A 16936-nucleotide genomic window follows, 5' to 3' on the forward strand; every position below is an offset into this window, starting at 1 on the left:
ATTAATCACATCCTAAAAAAATAATATTTAAACCATAAACACTATATATAGCGTCTAATTCCTATCAATTTCACTATATATGGTGTTTTTTTCTGTTGAAAATTTCACTTTTTGAGAGTAAACTCATCAAGTGAAAGATATCAAGGAGATGAAACAAAATGAAAAGAATTACTGTATTTACCAAGAACAATTGTATCCAATGCAAGATGACAAAACGTTTCCTTAGCGAACACAACGTTGACTTCGTTGAAAAAAACACATCCGAAAATCCGGAATACGTCGATTACCTGAAGGGTGAAGGCTTTCAAGCTGTTCCAGTTGTTGAGAGTCAAGCACTTGAAGCATTTAGTGGGTTTCAACCTGACCAATTAAAGAAACTAGTTGGTTAAATTTTTCATATTTATAGTATAGTACAAAACCAACGTTTCAGATATTTTGTACGACACGATTAAGGGAGAGTAATCCAATATGTCTTTAAAAGATTTGCACGATGTTACGTATTACGAACTAAATAATGAAATTAATATCCCTGTCGATGGCAGAATCCAATTGGAAAAAGATCAGGAAGCTTTAAAAGCCTTTTTCAAAGAAAACGTTAATCCAAATACCGTTAAGTTTGATTCTTTAAAAGATCGTTTTGATTATCTAATTAAGCATAATTACATTGAAGAGGATTTTGTAAATAAATATCCTTTTTCATTCATTGAAAAATTATACAAGTATTTGGAAAAACAAGATTTTCACTTCAAATCATTTATGGCTGCATACAAGTTTTATGCTCAATACGCCATGAAAACTGATGACAATTCCATGTACTTAGAAAGCTACATAGACAGAACCGCAATGAACGCCTTGTTTCTTGCTGATGGCGATCAAAAGCTTGCCATGGATCTTGCTGATGAATTAATTCATCAACGCTTTCAACCAGCCACTCCAACTTTTTTAAATGCTGGAAAGAAACGCAGGGGTGAGTTGATTTCGTGTTTTCTACTTCAAACCACCGATAACATGAATACCATCGGTCGTACCATTAATTCGGCCCTTCAATTATCCAAAATTGGTGGTGGAGTTGGGATCAACCTTTCTAACCTTAGAGCGGCCGGCGACCCTATTAAACACATTCAAGGAGCAGCTAGCGGCGTTCTTCCAGTAATGAAGTTACTAGAGGATAGTTTTACCTATTCTAATCAATTAGGCCAAAGAAACGGTGCTGGGGTTGTTTATTTAAGTGTCTTCCATCCCGACATCATCGAGTTCTTAGGGGTTAAAAAGGAAAATGCCGACGAAAAAATTCGGGTTAACACTCTTTCCCTGGGTGTAGTTGTCCCAGATAAATTCTATGAACTAGCTAAAAACAATGAAGATATGTACTTATTTAGTCCGTACGACGTTGAACGTGAGTATGGCGTTCCCTTTTCTTACGTCGATATCACTAAAGAATACGACAACATGGTCAACAACAAGAATATTCGCAAAAAGAAGATCAGGGCCCGTGAACTAGAAACAGAAATTGGTAAGTTACAACAAGAGTCCGGCTACCCATACATTATCAATATCGACACCGCCAATCGCGACAATCCAGTTGATGGCAAAATCGTCATGAGTAACTTATGTACTGAAATTATGCAAGTCCAAACCCCATCAATTGTTGATGATGAACAAAATTACGAACAGCTTGGAACCGATGTTTCTTGTAATTTAGGGTCAACGAACGTTGTCAATTTGATGGCTTCTCCCGACTTCGGTAAATCAGTCGAAGCCATGGTCAAAGCTCTCACTTTTGTGACCGATCATTCATCAATTAACGTTGTTCCATCAGTCAGACGTGGCAATGAATTAAGTCACTCAATTGGTTTAGGAGCTATGGGTCTTCACTCTTATTTTGCTAAAAATCATATGTATTATGGTTCAAAGGAATCCATTGAATTTACCAGCACCTATTTCATGTTATTAAATTACTGGACCTTAAAGGCCTCAAATCAAATGGCAAAGGATCGCGGGAAGGTCTTTCATAACTTCGACAAGAGTAAGTACGCTGACGGTTCTTATTTTGATCAATACGTAAATAAAAGTTGGGAGCCAACTTCCAAAAAAGTCAAGTCATTGTTTGATGGTGTCTTTATTCCAACTGAAAAAGATTGGGAAGATTTAAAGAAGTCAATCATGGAATATGGTTTGTACCACCAAAACCGAATGGCAGTTGCTCCAAACGGTTCCACTGCTTACATCGGTGATGCTACCGCTAGTCTGCACCCGATTGTTCAAAAAATTGAAGCCAGACAAGAGTCCAAAATCGGGACAATTTACTATCCGGCCCCCTACCTTTCTAATGACACCATTCCTTACTACGAGTCAGCTTACGACACGGACATGCGAAAGGTGATTGACGTTTACGCCGCCGCTCAAAAACACGTCGATCAGGGAATGAGTTTGACTCTCTTCATGCGCTCAACCATTCCTGAAGGGCTATACGAATGGAAAGACGGTCGAAGTAACAAAATGTCCACCAGAGATTTAACGATCCTTCGTAATTACGCCTACAAAAAGGGAATTAAATCGCTCTACTATGTGCGGACATTTACCGACGACAACACTGAAGTTGGTGCTAACGAGTGTGAAAGCTGTGTAATTTAATCTTTAGGAGGGAATTTATGGACATTAATAAAGTTTTAACCGGAAAGTTACAGGGAAACTACAAGGCCATTAATTGGAATTCCATTGGCGACGAGATTGATAAAGCCACCTGGGAAAAACTAACCGAACAGTTCTGGCTTGATACCAGAATTCCTTTGTCAAATGATTTAAAGGATTGGCGTTCGCTTGACGATGATCATAAATGGATTGTTGGTCACGTTTTTGGTGGCTTAACTTTACTGGATACCTTACAGTCTCAAGACGGAATGGCCGCCCTTAGAAATGATGCTGTTACCCAACATGAAATTGCGGTTTTAAATAACATTCAATTTATGGAATCCGTTCACGCCAAAAGCTATTCATCCATTTTTTCAACTTTAAACACCCCTGATGAAATTGATGAAATCTTTCATTGGAGTGATACAGAAGAATTCCTCCAAAACAAAACGAAAAAGATCTATTCGTTATACCATGACGATGGTCATCCATTAAAAAAGAAAATTTCTAGTGTGTTCCTTGAAACTTTTCTTTTTTACTCTGGATTCTATACTCCCATCTGGTACCTCGGTCATAACGAGCTTCCAAACGTTGCTGAAATCATTAAATTAATTATTCGTGACGAATCGGTACACGGAACATACATTGGCTATAAATTCCAAGTTCAGTTCAACCAATTAGGTGAAAATGAACAAAATGATTTAAAGGATTGGATGTATAACTTCTTGTACGACCTTTATCAAAACGAGGAAAAGTACACCCATTTGCTTTACGACCAAGTGGGATGGTCTGAAGATGTTTTAACTTTCATTAGATATAACGCCAATAAGGCCCTCATGAATCTAGGACAAGATCCAATGTTCCCTGATACTGAAGCAGACGTTAACCCAATCGTTATGAACGGAATCTCCACTGCTACGGTCAATCATGACTTCTTCTCCCAAGTCGGTAACGGTTATCGACTTGGTAACGTTGAAGCAATGAGCGATTCCGACTACGATATTGGTAATAAAAAGAACTCAAAATAATTGTTCAACTAAAAAGAGGTTTCAGAATTAATTCTGAAACCTCTTTTTTATGGCATATTTTCTTCAACATTTTCAATCGTGGGACGTTCACTAACCACCGATAAGAGCTGTAGCATCGTGAATACCAATGAATTATCCTTGCGGTATACGAAGTACTTGGACACCCAGTTATCGACGTATTTCTGCTTATAAGACCGCAATCCTTGAAAGCTATAGAAGGCATCACCATACTGATAAATTAAGTGAGCAATTTTTTCGTTAATAAAACTAAATTTTGATTCACCCACATTAGCTAGGGGTGCCATTCCTAAGTTAAACCACTTGTAACCCTCATCCTTTGAATACCTGAAGAGATGAATGAAGATTCCATCCATAATTCCAGACGGAGCATCATTTCCCGACCGCATTAAGTCAACCGAAGTCATCACTCGATCACCCGTTGGCATGATGTTAGCAAAAGCTACAATCGCATCATTTTTATCGCGAATGACCGCAATTGGAGCCTGGTTTAAATAATATGGATCAAAGAAGCCCAGAGAGAAGCCCTTTTCATCACGTCCATTGAGCCACTCATCAGAAATTCGTTTAAATTCACCCATCTGTTCTTTAGAAAATGGTGGATCTAAAACCTCAAAACGATAGCCTTCCCGATCGAACTTGTGCATTAATGCCCGTTCACCTCGATGCCGCTTGCCGGTGAGCGAAAAGTCAGTCAAATCAACGTGACCCTCTTCTCCAGCCTTAATAAAGTCAAAGCCCTTTTCGTGAAGTAACATTGTTAGTGATTCTCCAACTTCGTAAAACACCAGGGAGAAATCAGCTTTGTCAGCATCACTCATGAACTGGTCAATCGCTGGATCTAATTTATCCTGATTTCCAATTGGTTCACCCATCACAATTAACTTATTCGCCTTCTGCTTATACATGAAAATGACTTCGTCTTCACTATCTTCAGCGTAGAAGTAAACCTTTTTATCACGCAAAAAGACTAAGTGACTAACTTCGTTTCCACCAAATTTGCGAATAACATTGCGAATTCTAACTTCATCAAAGGGTTGATTCAACCATGGGATGCGAGAATATGTTAAGTACTTGTACAACATAAACAGGATAATAAAGGCAATGATAATGCCTACAAATCCAGTTAACCAGACCTGTTCAGATGGTAAAAGATACACATTCATCATTTTGATGGGAGCGTGTCTACTAGACAAGTTATGATTACTCATGTAGATTCCGATGATGGAATACATTAAGAAAGTTCCAATAAAAATGATGCCGTCAAAAATTGCATTTCCCCACGAGTACGTGAGTTTTTGCCGGTACATACCCTTTCTTGATAACCACAAACAAATAATGATAAATCCTAACAGTAACGTTAATTTTAGTGGAAAGTCCTCTTTCCACAGGGTGTTAGCAATGGCAAACAACAAAATGATAACGGTCGGCCAGAAAGCTTTGTGGACTCTTGATCCTACCCCACGTGCTAATCCAATTAGTAAAATCCCAATAATCACGTTCGACAACTGTCCTAAAAAGAACAGCGTGTATGGCGCCAGTGATAAATAGAGTGGATTAACAAGAGCCAAATTAGGAATAGTCGCATACAAAATCATCATGATTCCCGAAAAGTACATAAAAATCGTAATGATCAGCTGGGCCGACCTATGAACAATCGTTTTCGGAATATCATCCAGAAAATTGTTAATTCGTGCTCCCATTTCGTGGAAAAAGAGAAAGGCCCCCACGAAAAACGGGAGAAAATAGTAGAAAATTCGGTACAACAGCACCCACACGGCAGCAATTGTCGGTGACACCCCAAGTAAACTCAGGCTACCAATCATCATCGTATCAAACGACCCAAGACCACCCGGAAGCATTGAGACAACTCCAAAAACATTAGCAGCAATAAAAATGGGGAAAACGTCCCAAAGGTTAATGTTAAGTTTCATGAAGTATCCAATAATTAAAAACAACATGGCACAGCTCCCCCATTCGAGGCAGGAACCGAGGATCAGTTGAAACTCCCGTTTTAAGGTCAAATCACTAAAAAACTCAGAATTACTGAATCTAGTAACTAGGAAAATCACTGGAAAATAAACTCCTCCACCTACTAACCAAATCCAATCCTTGGCATACTGAGATCCAATGCCAAATCCAAAGATCAAAACTAACGAAACCAAACAATAGGTAGAAAGTCCTGCCAGTAAGAACAAGGCAATCTTAGAAATGGCATATAATACCTGTTTCTTACTAGCATTTTTACTGTAAAACATGGCTCTCAAACTAGCACCAAGAAAGCCACCAAACCCAGCAATATTAGTAAATGTGTTAACGATCCACCCGCTCTTGACGATGTAGGACGGTTTAAACTTGCCAGGCAGAAACTCCGTAATGGTAAAATCATATATTAACATTGGTAACACAGCCACAAATCCTAAAATCGTTAAAATAATTAACGTTGTTGGTGACTGTGACGCAAGGCTCGCTCGCATTTCCTTTCCGTTAATCTCAGAAAGTACGTGGGTCGCCTCATAAACAACAAACACAAGGACCAGGGTGACAAAAATCCCCTTAATCCAAGCAGAATATTTGTTATAGAAATCCATAACTTTATTAAATGCTTTTTTCAATTGTTAACCCCCAAAAAATCGGCTAACTTCATTCTCTCAATTTTTATGACATAAAACAACTTTATTTAAACAATATTAAGGCAAAAAAAAGAACGTGCAAAAGCACGTTCTTTTTAGTCATCGCCTACTTAAGAGTTACAGTAGCACCAACGGCTTCAAGCTTGTCCTTGATGTCGTTAGCATCTGATTCTGAAGCGCCTTCTTTAATAGCTTTAGGAGCGCCATCAACTAAGTCCTTAGCGTCTTTCAAACCAAGACCAGTGATATCTCTAACTGCCTTGATAACCTTAATCTTTTCTTGACCTGCTTCAGTAAGTTCAACGTCGTATGAATCCTTAGCAGCACCTTCACCACCAGCAGCACCTGCAGCTGCAACTGGAGCAGCAGCAGAAACATCAAATTCATCTTCGATTGACTTAACCAAGTCGTTTAAATCAGTGATTGAAGCTTCTTTTAATTGAGCAATAATATTATCTTTATCAAAAGCCATTTTAATTTCCTCCTATTAGGACATTTAATCTATTTTTATTAAGCTGCATCACTATCGTCACCATTGTCATCTTTATCAACAACGGCATTAACAGCATAAGCAACCTTACGGATAGGATCTTTCAAGATGTTAGCAAGAGTTGAAAGCAATTCTTCACGGCTTGGTAGAGCAGCAAATTCATTGATTTCATCAAGTGAAGCGATCTTCCCTTCGATAATTCCACCCTTGATTTCAAGTTCAGGATTATCATCAGCGAAGTTCTTCAAAATCTTGGCTGGAGCAACTGGGTCTTCATCAGAAAATGCAATAGCAGTAGGTCCAACAAAAGTATCTTTCAAATCCTTAACGTCTGCTTTATCAGCAGCACGCTCTAAAATTTTATTTTTAATAACACTCATTGAGACATCATTATCACGCAATTGTTTACGTAAATCAGTATCTTGAGCAACACTTAAACCTCGGTAATCAACAACAATTGCTGATACAGCTTTTTGAAATTGGTCAGCAACTTCATCAACCTTTTTGGCTTTAGTATCAATAACTTCTTTTTTTGGCATATTATTTCACCTCCCAATGTATTTTGGGACTTAATAAAAAATCCCTATGTTCGCCAAAACATAGAGAAAGAGTGTATTACTCCTCGGCAGGCATCATTAAGGTCAAAAACCACCTGAGTCTTAGGCGAATCATATTCAACTAATAATCTATCATAATGATAAAAATTAGTCAATTAGGGATTATTTAATTAGTTAGTAACTAAAATGATTCAGGATCAACTGAGACACCAGGTCCCATTGTTGATGAAACTGAAATGTTACTAATGTAAGTTCCACGAACAGATGCTGGACGATTCTTAACAATCACATCGTTGATGGTGTTAAGGTTTTCGGCCAACTTGTCTGCGTCAAATGAATCTTTACCGATTGAAACTGCGACATTTCCATCACGATCAGTTCTGTAAGTAACCTTACCGGCCTTAGCATCAGAAACCGCTTTTGAAACATCCATGGTAACAGTTCCAGTCTTAGGGTTTGGCATTAATCCCTTAGGTCCAAGAACACGACCTAAACGACCAACTTGAGCCATCATGTCAGGAGTAGCAATTGCGACATCAAAGTCGAGCCATCCGTCTTGAATTTTTTGAGCTAAGTCGTCATCACCGACAAAATCGGCACCTGCGTTCTTAGCATCTTGAGCCTTTTCACCCTTGGCAAATACTACAACTGTCTGATCCTTACCAGTACCATTAGGTAAAACCACGGCACCACGTAATTGTTGATCAGCTTGTTTAGTATCAACGTTTAATTTATAAACAACTCTGATAGTGTCATCAAAGTTTACTGAATCTAATTTTTGAACTAATTCTACAGCATCTTGAGCAGCGTATTTTTTACTCTTGTCAATTTGCTTTGAAGCATCTTCGTACTTCTTACCTCTCTTACGAGCCATTGTGTCTTCCTCCTTGCAATTGTGGTTATAACGGAATTTCCTCCCACTAGCACATTATCTTTCGACATTGTGCTGTCCGGGCATAGTGAAATTAACCTTCAACAGTGAATCCCATACTACGTGCCGTACCTTCAACCATGCGCATAGCTGCTTCTACATCAGCTGCGTTTAGATCTTGCATTTTGGTTTCGGCAATCTGTTTAACTTGGTCTTTGGTAACTTTTGCGACCTTGTTAGTGTTAGGTTCACCGGAACCGTGTTCAACACCAGCGGCTTTCTTTAATAGGACAGCGGCTGGAGGGGTCTTGGTTACAAAGTCAAATGAACGATCTTCGTAAACAGTAATCACAACTGGAATCAGCATTCCTGCTTGATCAGCAGTACGTGCATTAAATTCCTTAGTGAATCCCATAATATTAATTCCAGCTTGACCTAAAGCAGGCCCAACTGGAGGAGCGGGTGTTGCTTTACCCGCAGGTATTTGTAGTTTAACTACATTAGCTACTTTTTTAGCCACGAGACATACCTCCTTAAGTCCGTGTGTGGTAAATGAAGATCAAAATTTCTTCTCCCACGTTAATTTATGCAATACGCATACTAGTTAAATATACCACGTTTATGGAAACGTGACAATGAGTATTTTACTGAGAATCAGCTTCTAGGGGTTTAACTTGATCAAATTCCAGTTCAGTACTCGTCTCTCTACCAAACATGTCAATATTAACCTTGAGTTTACCCTTAGTGTTGTCAATCTCAGTAATCTTGCCAGAAAGTCCCTTAAAGGCCCCCTCAACGATGGTGACCGTATCACCAACGCGGCTATTCAATGGCTTAACTCGCTTCTTTACCCCAATTGTTGACATAACGTTTTCAACCTCTTCGGGCAACAACGGGTTGGGCTTTGAGCCTTGACCGTGAGAACCGATAAATCCGGTCACTCCGGGAGTATTTCTAACGACGTACCAAGCTCTATCGGTCATTACCATTTGAACCAGCACATATCCTGGGAAGGTCTTGTTCATAACCACTTTTTCTTTACCGTTTTTAACTTCGTGTTCTTCAGTTTCTGGAACAACGATGTCAAAAATATAGTCTTCCATTCCCATGGATTCTTTTCTAGATTCAAGATTCATTTTAACTTTGTTTTCATAGCCAGAGTACGTATGTAATACATACCATTGCTTTTCTGCAGTCTCTACCACAATGATTATCTCCTTTAACTTAAAGCAAAATAAAAAAACCTCGCGTAAACGAAGTTCTTATCATCAAGTTAACTATAACAGAAATTATCACACTAATCTAGTTTAGGCTAGTAACTTCAAAATGGTTTGAATTGCCCAATCAATCACACCAAGAAAGATTGCAAAAAAGATGGTAGTCCAGATAACGATTGAAGTATCGGTTCTCGTTTGCTTAGCGTTCGGCCAAACAACTACCTTCATCTCTGCAATAACACTCTTAAAAAAGTTCCATAATCGTTTCATGTAAAATTCCCCTCTTAACGAGTTTCTCGGTGCAACGTATATTTTCCACAATGCTTACAAAATTTTTTTACTTCCAATCGTTTGACGCGATTCGGATTGCTGGAAATGGTGTAGTTTCTTGAACCACATACAGAACAAGCTAATGCTACCTTTTTCTGTGCCATAAGCTGCACCTCCTTAATAACTAACTAATCGTATCATCAATTTCAACGTTAGTCAATTTTATTAAATCTATAGTACTTCTGCCGACAACGTGCGATCGCATTTTTCAACTTCACAACATTCATATCAGAAACCTGGGCCATTTTTTCAAACGAATAATTCTCAAGCGAACGAATAATCACCATTCTCTCAACTACCGAACTCCTTTTCATTAAGCCTTGTAAATTCTCATACATTGAAAGAACTCGTTCTGGACTGGCAGCATGAATATCGGCAATGGTATCAGAATAAAATTGAAAATACGCACTAAGAGAAGCTTTTTTAGAATCGGGCACGCGCTTTTGAGCTCGCTTTTTTCTTAAAATATCATATAAGCGGTTTTTTAAGTTAACTTTATAGTAACTGCCAAAGGTAACCTTACGACTGGCATCATACCTAATAATTGTTCGACTAAGCACAATGGCCGCTTCCTGTTTCCAATCTGAGAGTTCCATACCTGATAAGTAGAAATCGTTCCACAACTTTAGATAAATTGGCGCATATTTTTTAAACAATTTGATGAAACCGACGTCGTTCTTTTTTGCATCCTCAACCATTTCTAATTCTTTAGCCCGTTTCTCTTCTTTATTCATCAATTGGCCCTCCTCTTAATCAATTAATTAACACTTAGTATCGTATCGAAACGAGTTGAGCTCAAACAAGCGAACAAACGTTCGATATGTGATATTATCTGCTAACCAATTTTTAATATCGAATTTACGATATTAAACGGCCCAATAAAAAAGAACAATGTGCTGGCATTGTTCTTTAGTTCAGTCATTTCATTATAAAGGATGGCGCGAGTTAAAACCTTGATACATAACTAATCCGGCAGCAACCGACGCATTCAAGCTCTGAATATCCCCCACCATTGGAATGGTAAGTGTTTCATCAACCTGTTTTTTAAGTAAAGGCGAAATCCCCTTGCCTTCACTGCCAACGATAAGAGCACTCGGACTTTTAGCATCCCAGCGCCGATAATCAGTTCCTTTCATATCAGTACCAAAGACCCACAACCCACGTTCTTTTAATTCTTTAACGGTGTTAACCAAGTTAGTTACTCTAGCGACCGGAACACGTTCAATTGCCCCCGCAGAAGTTTTCGCTACCGTTGATGTTAATCCAACAGCCCGACGCTTGGGAATGATCACCCCATGAACGCCAGCAGCATCTGCGGTTCTAATAATTGACCCTAAGTTATGAGGATCGGCAATGTTATCCAGAACAATGAAGTATGGTGGTTCACCCTTTGCTTCAGCATTTTTAAATAAATCATCAATCGATGCATAATTAAAGGATGCAATTGATAACATGACTCCCTGATGATTCTGGTGGTCTGACATCAAGTCTAACTTTTGCTTTGGCACCTTAGAAATTACTAAATGACGACCCTTGGCCAAACGAATAACCGCCTTAATGGTGTCATCTTCTTGACTGACTCCATTTTGTAAAAACACCTTGTTAATTTCTTGATTTTCACTTCGCAGTGCTGAGACTGCTGGGTGTCTTCCAATAATAAAATCTTCATTATCTCTCATACTTAACCCTCCCAGAATCAACTTGATCAATGCACCACTGCGCCAATTCATCAAGTCTTTTACTTTGGCCACTAAGAGACAAGAAACCAAAGAGGGCTTCAAAGCCAGTGGAAATCCGATAAGTAACAACACTCGTATTCTTAGCGTGAGTGTAGCTCTTGGCGTTACGTCCCCGTTTAAAAAAGTACTCTTCTTCATCACTTAAGATTGCATCCTGATTCATCAAAGCAATCAATCCGGCCTGAGCCTTGGCTGACACATATTTAGTAGCAAAATGCTGCAATTGATTTGGTCTAGCGATGCCCTCGTCAATCAAATGCCGTCTCACGTATACCTCATAAACCGCATCACCTAAATAAGCTAGTACAATACCATTTAATTGTCGATATTGAATATTATCGTCCGCTTCACTCATTAAACTAATTTTCCCTTCTGAATCGGGTCCCCTGTGGTGTGTCTTCTAAAATAATACCCTTATTTTTTAATTCATCACGAATTTCATCACTTCTAGCAAACTGCTTGTTAGCTCGCGCATCGTTTCTTTGCTTAATTAATTTCTTAACTTTGTCGTCATTTAACTCACTACTTTGTAGTTTAATCCCAAAGATAGCGGACAACTGTTCTAACCGTTTCATCAGTAACTTAATCGAATCCTTAAAAACCACTGGTCGTTCCGCATAAACGTTTCCAAGCTTAGCCAACTCATAGACCTTGGCAATCCCATTTTGAACGTTAAAGTCATCATCCATGGCATCTTGAAAATCAGCCTGAATTTGACGAATCTCTTGATCTAATTTCGGATCGTTATAAGGATCAGCGTCTTTTAACCGATAGTTCAAATTATCGTAAGCCGTCTGTATTTTTTGCAGATTGGTGGCAGCTTCATCAACTCCCTGCTGGCTAAAACGAATTGGACGGCGATACTGAGTGGTCGAAATGAGAAAACGCAGGGCTTGAGGATTATCTTTCTTAAGCAAATCATGAACCGTAACAAAGTTACCTTTAGATTTGCTCATCTTCTCGTCTTCATCACCGACGGTCACAAAACCATTGTGAAGCCAGTAATTAACAAACTTTTGACCCGTTTTGGCCTCGCTCTGTGCCCGTTCATTTTCATGATGAGGGAACTCTAAATCAATCCCACCACCGTGAATGTCAAAGGTGTTACCAAGGTACTTAGTTGACATTACCGAGCACTCAATGTGCCAACCGGGACGGCCTTTTCCCCACGGAGAATCCCAGGAAATTTCGTCTGGTTTAGCTTTTTTCCAAAGTGCAAAATCAATCGGGTCTTCTTTTTGGGCTAATTCTTCACTTGAAACGTGCTCACTTGCACCACTCTCAAGGTCATCGATGTTTTCGTGTCCTAGTAAGCCATAAGATTTAAACTTACGAGCCCGATAGTAAACCGTCCCGTCAACGTTATAAGCATATCCCTTTTTAATTAAGTCAGAAACAAAGGTAATAATGTCCTTAATATTATCCGTGGCACGCGGATTCACGGTTGCAGGTTGCACGTTTAACGCTTTCGTATCTTCCATAAAAGCCTCAATGTATTTATCGGCTAATTTGGAAACCGTGGTTCCCTCTTTTTTGGCTTCGTTAATCATTTTATCATCAACATCGGTAAAATTAGACACATAATTCACCTTATAACCACAATATTCAAGATAACGACGAATGGTATCAAATGCCACTACACTTCGCGCATTGCCAATGTGAATATAGTTATAAACAGTTGGACCACAGACGTACATGTTAACCACACCCGGTGTGATTGGTTCAAACTTTTCTTTTTCATTTGTAAGTGAATTATAAACTTTTAACATGTCCAACCTCCTAATAATTGTTCAATATTAACATCATAATTAACCCATCAGTTCATTATGAACTAGACCAATTGAAATGAAAATATTTTACTTTTTTAATGCTGTTTTGAGAGCTTCGGTAATGGTTGAAACTCCTATGACCTGAATATTTTTAGGTGGAGTCCATCCCTTTAGATTATATTTAGGAACCAATACGCGCTTAAAGCCTAGTTTCTGGGCCTCAATAACGCGTTGCTCAATTCGATTGACCCTTCTAATCTCACCAGTCAAACCAAGTTCGCCAATGTAACACTCTTTTGGATCGGTTCCAATGTTCTCATAACTTGACGCAATGCTAATTGCCATTGCCAAATCAATGGCTGGTTCATTAAGTTTGACCCCACCAGCAGCTTTTAAATAAGCATCCTGGTTTTGTAACATCATTCCGGCTCGCTTTTCAAGAACCGCCATAATCAGTGAAACACGATTTCGATCCAGTCCAGACGCAGTTCTTTGCGCATTCCCAAAAACCGAGGGAACAATTAAGGCTTGAAGTTCAACCAGAATCGGACGAGTTCCTTCCATTGCTACCACAATTGCTGATCCGGTAGCGTTCTTCAAACGCTCCTCTAAAAAAATCTCAGATGGATTCTTGACTTCTTTTAGCCCATCTTCATCCATTTGAAAAATTCCGAGCTCATTCGTAGATCCAAATCGGTTTTTAACGGCCCGTAGTAACCGATAAGAATGATGTTTGTCCCCCTCAAAATAAAGAACGGTGTCAACCATGTGCTCTAACGTCTTCGGGCCGGCAAGCGTACCACCCTTAGTAACGTGTCCCACTAAGAAAATGGTGATACCATTGGTTTTTGCGATGTTCATTAAATCCGAGGTAACGCCTCGGACCTGCGTAACGGACCCAATCGCAGACGGGATCTCATCTTCTTGCATGGTTTGAACGGAGTCAATGATAACGGTGTCCGGCTTCACTTCTTCAATTGCCTTCCTGATTGAAGTCATATCCGTTTCTGGATAAAGGTATAAGTTTCCTTTTTCAGAAACATTGAGGCGATCCGCTCTCATCTTAATTTGATCGGCACTCTCTTCTCCTGAGACGTACAGTACCTTTTGTCCTGAGGCTGCTAATTGACCGGAGACTTGGAGAAGTAACGTTGACTTACCAATCCCCGGATCACCACCAATTAGAACCAGTGAACCAGGGACAACGCCTCCGCCAAGGACCCGATTCAATTCATTTGAATCAACCTGAATCCTCGGGGCACTTTCAGCGCTAACTTGTCTAATTAGCTGGGGTTGCGACTTAGTCCCGCTCAGTGAAACCCGACTCACGTTCGCCTTTTTGGTATCATTTTTTTGGACCGTTTGTTCAACCATCGTGTTCCATTCACCACAGTTAGGACAACGACCTAGATATCGTGGTGATATATATCCACAGTTGGAACAAACATATTGCGTTTTTGCTTTAGCCATTAAATCATTTCCTAACTATTTGCCAGAAGAACCAAATCCCCCATTTCGAGTCAGCTTTGGTCCCTCATCTTGATCCGCAAGTAAATAAGGCATAAAGATTCCTTGTCCAATTCGATCACCTTTTTTAATCTTACGGTCGACGATTCCAAAGTTTAGAATCTGGACAAAAATTTCACCCTCATTACTTTCATTATTGTAATAATCAGCGTCAATAACACCGATCCCATTCGGAATTACTAAGTTTCGTTTCAAAGGATTACTTGAGCGATTCGCGATTATCAACACTTCATTTGGCTGCATGTAAGCCTTAATTCCCGTTGGAACCAAAAAGGGCTTTAAAGCATTCTCTGAATCCATGATGTCTTGTTGATCTAACTTTCTTCTAGCCTTAATGATACCAAATGACCGAATTAAACCAGTTTTCCAGATTGACGGAATAACCATGTCAACGGCACTGGCAAAGTCATATCCGGCAGCCTTTTCAGTTGCTCGTTTTGGCAAAGTCAAGCCGTCCTTCTGATATTTTGAAACAATCTCAAAGCCTCTTTGCATCTTCTAATACCCCTTTATTCTCAAAAATTCCTACTATTATTTTACCAGTATTTCTTAAATTTTGACATTGCTTGACAAAATCATAAAGACCATTGAAAATTAATAATAGTGGTCAAGTTACTAAAAGTAACGACTTAATTTGAAGGGGAACAATCAAATGAATTCAGCAGATCAGCGAGAATTAAAGAAACACGTTGGAAAAGAAGCTGTTAAGCACGTTAAGGATGGGATGGTACTGGGTCTTGGATCTGGTACCACCATCAAATACATGGTAGACGCACTGGGAGAGCGCATCAAAAATGAACATCTAGATATTATCGGTGTGCCCACTTCCAGTAAAACTAAGCGTCACGCGGAAAGCTTAGGCATCGCTACTAAGGATGTTGACGAAGTCGACCACATTGATTTAACCATTGATGGGGCCGATCAAATTGACAAAAATTTTCAGGGAATTAAAGGCGGTGGAGCCGCTCACCTGATGGAAAAAATCGTTGCCATTAATTCTGATCGCAACATGTGGATTGTTGACGAAAGTAAGATGGTTAAAAAACTTAATTTTCCACTTCCGCTTGAAGTAATCCCTTATGGCAGTGGCCAACTCTATCGTCGGCTTAATCGAATGGGACTTCATCCGAAATTTCGTCAAAGCACGAATGGAGGAAAATTAACAACCGATTCTGGTGACTACATTATTGACTTAGGCTTACCTGAAATCACGACTCCCGTTCAACTGGGCAAAAAACTTGATAGTATGACAGGAATTGTGGAACACGGGCTGTTCTTGAACATCGTAAATACCATTATCGTAGAACATCCCGACGGACCGGAAACAATTGAAGCTCGCTAATGATTTAACCGACCCAAAAATAACTACGCAACTATCATCAAAATCTAAATAACAAAAGGACGAAAACTTTGATTGAGTTTTCGTCCTTTTGTTATTTAAGGTAGGTCTTATCTAAAATATCTAAATCTGGGTCAAAGGTATAAATGATCGGCTTCCCGTTTTTAACTTCCACGCCATCAATTCCTTTATCACTGATATTTTCTAAATATTTAATTAAAGCTCGCAGTGTGCTTCCGTGAGCAACTATCAATTGATTTTTACCATCCAACAATTTGGGGGCAATCGAATCCTGCCAGTACGGAATCATCCGGTCATAAGCCATTTTAAGGCTCTCTGCTGGTGGCTCAATTACACCTAAGCGCCGATATTTTCGAATCGGGAACACCTGATCTAATTTAGGGGGAACAGCGTAAAAACTCCTGCGCCACTTCATAAACTGTTCGTCTCCGACCCGCTTTCTAACTTCCTCTTTATTTTGACCCCTAAGAGCACCATAGTGTCGCTCATTTAAGCGCCACGTCTTATGTTCAGGAATAAAATCCTGGTTGATCACGTCCAAAACAATGTCAGCGGTGACAATCGCCCGTTTTAAGACTGATGTATGAACATCACCAAACTGAATCCCGGTCTGACCTAAGCGTTTGCCGGCCTTAATTGCCTCTTCTACGCCCTTCTTAGTCAGTGGAACATCACTCCATCCAGTAAAGGTATTAGTGTGATTTGCGACACTTTCACCATGTCTCATAATTACTAACTTACTCATACAACCGCCTCAATAAACTAA

At 39.4% G+C, this 16936-nt stretch carries 19 protein-coding genes and 1 other annotated feature; of the genes, 4 read left to right on the forward strand and 15 right to left on the reverse strand.

Annotation, left to right across the window (positions count from 1 at the left end; all coding sequences use genetic code 11):
- The first annotated feature begins 158 nt into the window (after positions 1-158).
- The 3 genes from nrdH to nrdF all read left to right on the forward strand — a co-directional run bounded on the left by nrdH (position 159) and on the right by nrdF (position 3659).
- Entirely contained in the window at positions 159-389 is a 231-nt protein-coding gene (nrdH, locus tag AC6UD6_RS06710) for a glutaredoxin-like protein NrdH (RefSeq protein ID WP_500696143.1), read from the forward strand.
- Between the two features lie 79 nt (positions 390-468).
- The gene (gene nrdE / locus AC6UD6_RS06715; RefSeq protein ID WP_500696144.1) at positions 469-2634 is read left to right on the forward strand and encodes a class 1b ribonucleoside-diphosphate reductase subunit alpha; all 2166 of its coding nucleotides are present in this window, start codon (positions 469-471) and stop codon (positions 2632-2634) included.
- A gap of 17 nt (positions 2635-2651) precedes the next feature.
- On the forward strand, positions 2652-3659 hold the full coding sequence (gene nrdF / locus AC6UD6_RS06720; RefSeq protein ID WP_500696146.1) for a class 1b ribonucleoside-diphosphate reductase subunit beta: 1008 nt from the start codon (positions 2652-2654) through the stop codon (positions 3657-3659).
- A gap of 47 nt (positions 3660-3706) precedes the next feature.
- Here the strand turns inward: nrdF and mprF are convergent, their stop codons facing one another.
- The 14 genes from mprF to AC6UD6_RS06790 all read right to left on the reverse strand — a co-directional run bounded on the left by mprF (position 3707) and on the right by AC6UD6_RS06790 (position 15305).
- Positions 3707-6292 (reverse strand): bifunctional lysylphosphatidylglycerol flippase/synthetase MprF, encoded by a 2586-nt coding sequence (mprF, locus tag AC6UD6_RS06725; protein WP_500696147.1) that lies wholly within the window; start codon positions 6290-6292, stop codon positions 3707-3709.
- Between the two features lie 124 nt (positions 6293-6416).
- The gene (gene rplL / locus AC6UD6_RS06730; protein WP_500694473.1) at positions 6417-6782 is read right to left on the reverse strand and encodes a 50S ribosomal protein L7/L12; all 366 of its coding nucleotides are present in this window, start codon (positions 6780-6782) and stop codon (positions 6417-6419) included.
- Positions 6783-6820: 38 nt separating this feature from the next.
- On the reverse strand, positions 6821-7339 hold the full coding sequence (gene rplJ, locus AC6UD6_RS06735) for a 50S ribosomal protein L10 (RefSeq protein ID WP_500694474.1): 519 nt from the start codon (positions 7337-7339) through the stop codon (positions 6821-6823).
- Positions 7340-7365: 26 nt separating this feature from the next.
- Positions 7366-7482, reverse strand: a sequence feature (ribosomal protein L10 leader region).
- 56 nt (positions 7483-7538) lie between these two features.
- Positions 7539-8231 (reverse strand): 50S ribosomal protein L1, encoded by a 693-nt coding sequence (rplA, locus tag AC6UD6_RS06740; protein WP_500696148.1) that lies wholly within the window; start codon positions 8229-8231, stop codon positions 7539-7541.
- A 91-nt stretch (positions 8232-8322) separates the two neighbouring features.
- Entirely contained in the window at positions 8323-8748 is a 426-nt protein-coding gene (rplK, locus tag AC6UD6_RS06745) for a 50S ribosomal protein L11 (RefSeq protein ID WP_010021774.1), read from the reverse strand.
- Positions 8749-8872: 124 nt separating this feature from the next.
- Positions 8873-9433, reverse strand: a complete 561-nt coding sequence (gene nusG, locus AC6UD6_RS06750; protein ID WP_500696149.1) for a transcription termination/antitermination protein NusG — start codon at positions 9431-9433, stop codon at positions 8873-8875.
- Positions 9434-9535: 102 nt separating this feature from the next.
- Positions 9536-9715 (reverse strand): preprotein translocase subunit SecE, encoded by a 180-nt coding sequence (secE, locus tag AC6UD6_RS06755; RefSeq protein WP_500694477.1) that lies wholly within the window; start codon positions 9713-9715, stop codon positions 9536-9538.
- 14 nt (positions 9716-9729) lie between these two features.
- On the reverse strand, positions 9730-9879 hold the full coding sequence (gene rpmG / locus AC6UD6_RS06760; protein ID WP_500694478.1) for a 50S ribosomal protein L33: 150 nt from the start codon (positions 9877-9879) through the stop codon (positions 9730-9732).
- 48 nt (positions 9880-9927) lie between these two features.
- Positions 9928-10509 carry a sigma-70 family RNA polymerase sigma factor gene (locus tag AC6UD6_RS06765; RefSeq protein ID WP_500696150.1) on the reverse strand — a complete coding sequence of 194 codons (582 nt, stop codon included), beginning with the start codon at positions 10507-10509 and terminating at the stop codon, positions 9928-9930.
- A gap of 192 nt (positions 10510-10701) precedes the next feature.
- Complete coding sequence (gene rlmB / locus AC6UD6_RS06770; protein ID WP_500696151.1) at positions 10702-11454, reverse strand: 23S rRNA (guanosine(2251)-2'-O)-methyltransferase RlmB; 753 nt, start codon at positions 11452-11454, stop codon at positions 10702-10704.
- Positions 11444-11869 carry a Mini-ribonuclease 3 gene (locus AC6UD6_RS06775; RefSeq protein WP_500696152.1) on the reverse strand — a complete coding sequence of 142 codons (426 nt, stop codon included), beginning with the start codon at positions 11867-11869 and terminating at the stop codon, positions 11444-11446. The genes rlmB and AC6UD6_RS06775 overlap by 11 nt, the downstream gene beginning before the upstream one ends.
- Positions 11870-11873: 4 nt before the next feature.
- On the reverse strand, positions 11874-13283 hold the full coding sequence (cysS, locus tag AC6UD6_RS06780) for a cysteine--tRNA ligase (RefSeq protein WP_500696153.1): 1410 nt from the start codon (positions 13281-13283) through the stop codon (positions 11874-11876).
- 87 nt (positions 13284-13370) lie between these two features.
- Positions 13371-14753 carry a DNA repair protein RadA gene (radA, locus tag AC6UD6_RS06785; protein ID WP_500696154.1) on the reverse strand — a complete coding sequence of 461 codons (1383 nt, stop codon included), beginning with the start codon at positions 14751-14753 and terminating at the stop codon, positions 13371-13373.
- A gap of 15 nt (positions 14754-14768) precedes the next feature.
- Positions 14769-15305 carry a dCTP deaminase/dUTPase family protein gene (locus AC6UD6_RS06790; protein ID WP_500696155.1) on the reverse strand — a complete coding sequence of 179 codons (537 nt, stop codon included), beginning with the start codon at positions 15303-15305 and terminating at the stop codon, positions 14769-14771.
- A 157-nt stretch (positions 15306-15462) separates the two neighbouring features.
- Here AC6UD6_RS06790 and rpiA point away from each other — a divergent pair, with 157 nt between their 5' ends.
- Positions 15463-16152 carry a ribose-5-phosphate isomerase RpiA gene (gene rpiA, locus AC6UD6_RS06795; protein WP_500696156.1) on the forward strand — a complete coding sequence of 230 codons (690 nt, stop codon included), beginning with the start codon at positions 15463-15465 and terminating at the stop codon, positions 16150-16152.
- Positions 16153-16243: 91 nt separating this feature from the next.
- Here rpiA and AC6UD6_RS06800 read toward each other — a convergent pair whose 3' ends face one another.
- Positions 16244-16915 (reverse strand): 2,3-bisphosphoglycerate-dependent phosphoglycerate mutase, encoded by a 672-nt coding sequence (locus tag AC6UD6_RS06800; RefSeq protein WP_500696157.1) that lies wholly within the window; start codon positions 16913-16915, stop codon positions 16244-16246.
- Between the last annotated feature and the right edge of the window lie 21 nt (positions 16916-16936).

It is taken from the genome of Fructilactobacillus sp. X8R2C1 (assembly GCF_059900955.1).

Coding starts and splice junctions, on each gene's coding strand:
- nrdH (WP_500696143.1), top strand. CDS start 159: ATGAAAAGAATTACTGTATTTACCAAGAACAATTGTATCCAATGCAAG.
- nrdE (WP_500696144.1), top strand. CDS start 469: ATGTCTTTAAAAGATTTGCACGATGTTACGTATTACGAACTAAATAAT.
- nrdF (WP_500696146.1), top strand. CDS start 2,652: ATGGACATTAATAAAGTTTTAACCGGAAAGTTACAGGGAAACTACAAG.
- rplL (WP_500694473.1), bottom strand. CDS start 6,782: ATGGCTTTTGATAAAGATAATATTATTGCTCAATTAAAAGAAGCTTCA.
- rplJ (WP_500694474.1), bottom strand. CDS start 7,339: ATGCCAAAAAAAGAAGTTATTGATACTAAAGCCAAAAAGGTTGATGAA.
- rplA (WP_500696148.1), bottom strand. CDS start 8,231: ATGGCTCGTAAGAGAGGTAAGAAGTACGAAGATGCTTCAAAGCAAATT.
- secE (WP_500694477.1), bottom strand. CDS start 9,715: ATGAAACGATTATGGAACTTTTTTAAGAGTGTTATTGCAGAGATGAAG.
- rpmG (WP_500694478.1), bottom strand. CDS start 9,879: ATGGCACAGAAAAAGGTAGCATTAGCTTGTTCTGTATGTGGTTCAAGA.
- AC6UD6_RS06765 (WP_500696150.1), bottom strand. CDS start 10,509: ATGAATAAAGAAGAGAAACGGGCTAAAGAATTAGAAATGGTTGAGGAT.
- rlmB (WP_500696151.1), bottom strand. CDS start 11,454: ATGAGAGATAATGAAGATTTTATTATTGGAAGACACCCAGCAGTCTCA.
- AC6UD6_RS06775 (WP_500696152.1), bottom strand. CDS start 11,869: ATGAGTGAAGCGGACGATAATATTCAATATCGACAATTAAATGGTATT.
- cysS (WP_500696153.1), bottom strand. CDS start 13,283: ATGTTAAAAGTTTATAATTCACTTACAAATGAAAAAGAAAAGTTTGAA.
- radA (WP_500696154.1), bottom strand. CDS start 14,753: ATGGCTAAAGCAAAAACGCAATATGTTTGTTCCAACTGTGGATATATA.
- AC6UD6_RS06790 (WP_500696155.1), bottom strand. CDS start 15,305: ATGCAAAGAGGCTTTGAGATTGTTTCAAAATATCAGAAGGACGGCTTG.
- rpiA (WP_500696156.1), top strand. CDS start 15,463: ATGAATTCAGCAGATCAGCGAGAATTAAAGAAACACGTTGGAAAAGAA.
- AC6UD6_RS06800 (WP_500696157.1), bottom strand. CDS start 16,915: ATGAGTAAGTTAGTAATTATGAGACATGGTGAAAGTGTCGCAAATCAC.